Here is a 3723-nt window from a genome sequence, read left to right as displayed (position 1 = left end):
AGCTTGGTAGTTGTACCGCCTAAATCGACACCCATCAGCCACTTTTCCATCATTCTCACCTTTTTATCAATTTTTTTTCTGCTTTTCCCTTTCAAGAGACAATTGCTGCCTAATTAAAAGTATCGCCATTTGATAATCTTTCGTGTCCATCATCTGCATTCGATGAATTTCTCTGATTTCTGCTTCCATCAGTTCAAGCTCGGCTAAACGATCACCAATATAAATAAACGTCCCGAATCTTTTCAAATATTGTTGAAGATCATAAAATGTTTTCATAATAAACCTCTTTACTCTATTCTATGGAAAGTATAACGAATCCGCCGCCATGTAACAAGCGCAGATTTCCCCTTATGATAATTTTTCCCATCCCCTCATAGTTGTCCAACTCTATTCATATGATGAAACATTAGGAAAGTGAACGTTCATTGAAGGTCTTTTGAAATTTCCATATTTCATTATTCGAACCAACCTAGTAATTTGAACAGTCATCATACGTTAAAACGGAGGGGAAAAATGAAACTACAATTGAAGTATACTGTTTTTTTAGTACTAACTACCATTTTTGTCATCCTTTATTTTTCAAATAAAAATCAGGTAGAGGAAACCATTATTTATTTTCCTATCGATACCTCTCTCCATTTTGAACAAGCTGCCACTCATTTGACGCCTAAAAAAATAGGAGATTCAACATACTCTATAACTTGGAAGGTCAATTCTTCGTTGGACCGGTCTGCCTACCTACGCCAAGATGTCTCCCTGCTATACAAAAATGGGAAATTGGCTGGATCTTTAAAAAATTGGAGACAAAATAAACAAGGACTCTCCCAAAAAGCTAAATCCAAAGAAAGCGAAAGCGGGCGTTATGAAGCCGTAACTTTTCACTATGCCGAGGTACACCCAACTGAAACCATTTTTACCAGTGCTCAACAACTAAGTAAAGAAAAACTATATACCGTAACTACACCAACTTTTCAATATTTCCATAGACCTCTTTCCGAAGTTCAGAACGAATGGAAAAAAACGCTGGACAACTTGACCGATGAAATTACTCAAAACAGTTTGGAGGAAGCTAGTAATACATTTCAAATTAATCAAGATCAGTACAAAATTATCTCATTAACCGAGTTACCTTCAAAAAAAAACCAATGGCTTTCTGCCTTTCCCCAATTCCAACGTGAAGAAATTGTAGGAAAGCTTTGGGAGGGACTTTATAAAAATTATGTGTTAGGCGTAAAAAAGGAGGACGGCTCTACTGTGAGTTCACAAGGTAGCACCATCCCCCAATTGCTTGTAGCAAAGAATCAAAGTGAAATACTTGTCTTGTTTACACTGGAAGACGGTACCCCTATTATGCTACGTCAGAAGCTATAGTTGATTTTCAATTTCTTTTAATAATTTAGTATATGATTTTTTCTCTGGAGCAAGCTCAATTGCCTTTTGAGCTTGTTCTTTAGCTTGATCATATAACTCTAATTTCACATAAACTAAGGCCAGATTATAATGGGCTTCATGTAATTCAGGGTTTTGTTCAATCGCTTTTTCATAATAATCACGAGCCTGATTTATATCCTCTGCGCCAAAAGATAAATTTCCTAGTATAAAAAGTGAAAGCGGTGCGTCAGAATTTTCATTCACATATTTGACCAATATATCCTCCGCTTTATCTTCTTCTTCATTGTCAATGTATTCCAGGGCCAACATAGCCATGGTTTTATCATCTATAGCTGCACTATTCTGATGGTTAAAACCGAATTGCAGCAAGATATATGTCAGTATTGCCGTTCCTATTAAAAAGGCCAGCTGACGCAAGAGATTTTTAGCTTTTGGAAGGTGGACCACTCCAGCAGCCAAGAAGCCGCCAATCAATCCGCCAATATGCCCTGCATTGTCAATGCCTGAAACAGTGAAACCATAAACCAGATTAATAATAATTAAAACGATGACCGAAGAGCCCATAGATCGCATAAATAATTTCGGATATACAATTCCAAAATACAGAAGTGCCCCAAAGCAGCCGAAAATAGCACCGCTCGCTCCTGCTGAAAGATTTGGTGTCATAATAAAGCTGCCCAAAGTCCCGGCAAACCCAGCAAAAATATAAATGAATAAGAACCTGGCGTTTCCATAAATCCTTTCTACTTCAGCACCGATTAAATACAACGAAAATGTATTCATAAGTAAATGGATAAAGCCAATATGGACGATCATCGGGCTAAAAAATCTCCACCATTCCCCTTGCATGATGTAGGGAGAATATTTAGCTCCAAACTCAATCAGCGTCTTCGAATTGGTGCTTCCACCATTGAACTCCATCAAGATAAAAACAGCTATTTGTATCGCAATGAATATGTATGTAAAGAATGGTTTAGAATTTTGAAACACTTTTTGCTCAGCCTTAATCTTTTTAACGGATTCCGTGATGGCGGCCTGCTTTAACGTGAGAACTTTTTCTTCATCTAAATCTTCAGCTTTCAGATCGTGAATGGTTAGCGGTTTTTTTAGGACATGCTCAAGATTTTGTAACGAAGCGGGAAACGATTCACAAGCTAAAATAAACGTGTTAACCTTCGTTTTTTGAAATGATGCAGGCTGCAAACTAAATTCATAATCATCTACTGGAGCAAATTTACTCACGTAGATACTTAATATCGAAATAGGTTTTTTGTATAATTTTCTTCGGATTTTTTCCCCATTCTGCAAGGTTCGGTCAATATCGCGTTTCAGCCAGTTTGCCCAATCCAAATCATGACGAATAAGTCTGATGACCGGGAACTCCTTGTTTTTATCGCTTTCGAGCCAAATCTCCTGATGGTTTTCCGTGACAGTGATCATTCGATAATCATATTGGGTTGACAACTGCCTTACAGTCTCCCAAAACAAATAATCCTCTTTAAATCCCAATACCTTCCCCACTTTCCAATGAATCTTTTCCTTCTAAAATTCCTGTTTCATTTAATTAAAACTATAGACGAAATTAAGAAAAAAGTAAAAAAAGAGACTGTTTAATTCCAATCTTTCTCTCCTTTTAAATAAAAAAGGAACCCTTATTCAGGTTCCTTTTTAAAAGGCYGACATCATCATTTGGTCTGACTGAACATGCTTTGCATCATTTTATCCCTGACAATTGGCATATCCAAGGATTTGGTCACTAGAAACCTTCTTACTAAGCCGTTAGATAGGGCAACATTTATCAAGCGATACCGGTTTTGATAGCCTGCATAAACCACTAATCCAACCAAGAAAATCTGAACAATTAATCGAAGCATAACAATCCCTCCTACCGTTAGTGTGATACAGGATAGGATTTTTATGAGCTAAAAATGATAATTAATGAACTTCATCTTCTAATGGGCATATGTCCGTAAAACCTTTGTTGGGGTAATAAGTTTACCCACCGCGATATCATGCACCTCAATAGGCAGATCATCTATTATTTGAACTTCGTATGTAAGAGCTAATGTAGCTCCTCGGTAGTAAGAGAGAAAACGGTCATAATAGCCGCCCCCAAACCCCAGTCGATATCCTTCTTTTGTAAAAGCAAGGCCTGGTACAACTAATACATCTAATTCCTCAATAGTAGCTTTATTTGTTTCAGCTACAGGTTCAAGTAGTCCATAATAAACAGATTCCAGCTGATTAAAGGACATAATCTTTTTGAACTCCATCGTCTTCTTTTCAGGGTCACATTTTGGAACGGCTACTTCTTTTCCCTCACTCCATGCT

5 protein-coding genes are annotated in these 3723 nt (G+C 37.2%); 1 reads left to right on the top strand and 4 read right to left on the bottom strand.

The window, feature by feature from the left end:
- Window positions 1–66: 66 nt before the first annotated feature.
- Window positions 67–276, bottom strand: coding sequence for a YqgQ family protein (locus AC1DUW_RS23360; RefSeq protein WP_053346956.1), 210 nt, complete (start codon window positions 274–276; stop codon window positions 67–69).
- 237 nt (window positions 277–513) lie between these two features.
- Here AC1DUW_RS23360 and AC1DUW_RS23355 point away from each other — a divergent pair, with 237 nt between their 5' ends.
- Window positions 514–1371, top strand: coding sequence for a hypothetical protein (locus tag AC1DUW_RS23355; RefSeq protein ID WP_477643574.1), 858 nt, complete (start codon window positions 514–516; stop codon window positions 1369–1371).
- Here AC1DUW_RS23355 and AC1DUW_RS23350 read toward each other — a convergent pair.
- The 3 genes from AC1DUW_RS23350 to AC1DUW_RS23340 form a co-directional block, all read right to left on the bottom strand.
- The gene (locus AC1DUW_RS23350; RefSeq protein WP_477643573.1) at window positions 1366–2913 is read right to left on the bottom strand and encodes a rhomboid family intramembrane serine protease; all 1548 of its coding nucleotides are present in this window, start codon (window positions 2911–2913) and stop codon (window positions 1366–1368) included. The genes AC1DUW_RS23355 and AC1DUW_RS23350 overlap by 6 nt on opposite strands.
- Window positions 2914–3077: 164 nt before the next feature.
- A complete protein-coding gene (locus AC1DUW_RS23345) occupies window positions 3078–3266 on the bottom strand; it encodes a hypothetical protein (RefSeq protein WP_053346959.1) in 189 nt (62 codons plus the stop codon).
- 78 nt (window positions 3267–3344) lie between these two features.
- Window positions 3345–3723 (bottom strand): 5-formyltetrahydrofolate cyclo-ligase (locus AC1DUW_RS23340; RefSeq protein WP_477643572.1); only part of this gene is annotated, 379 nt, incomplete at its 5' end.

This window comes from Peribacillus sp. P4_C12 (genome assembly GCF_056402095.1).
Note: the sequence above shows the minus strand (reverse complement) of the source record. Positions and strands in the feature narration are given on the sequence as shown.

What these genes read in the sequence shown, in the direction of transcription:
- AC1DUW_RS23360 (WP_053346956.1), bottom strand. Translation starts at nt 276, where the DNA reads ATGAAAACATTTTATGATCTTCAACAATATTTGAAAAGATTCGGGACG.
- AC1DUW_RS23355 (WP_477643574.1), top strand. Translation starts at nt 514, where the DNA reads ATGAAACTACAATTGAAGTATACTGTTTTTTTAGTACTAACTACCATT.
- AC1DUW_RS23345 (WP_053346959.1), bottom strand. Translation starts at nt 3,266, where the DNA reads ATGCTTCGATTAATTGTTCAGATTTTCTTGGTTGGATTAGTGGTTTAT.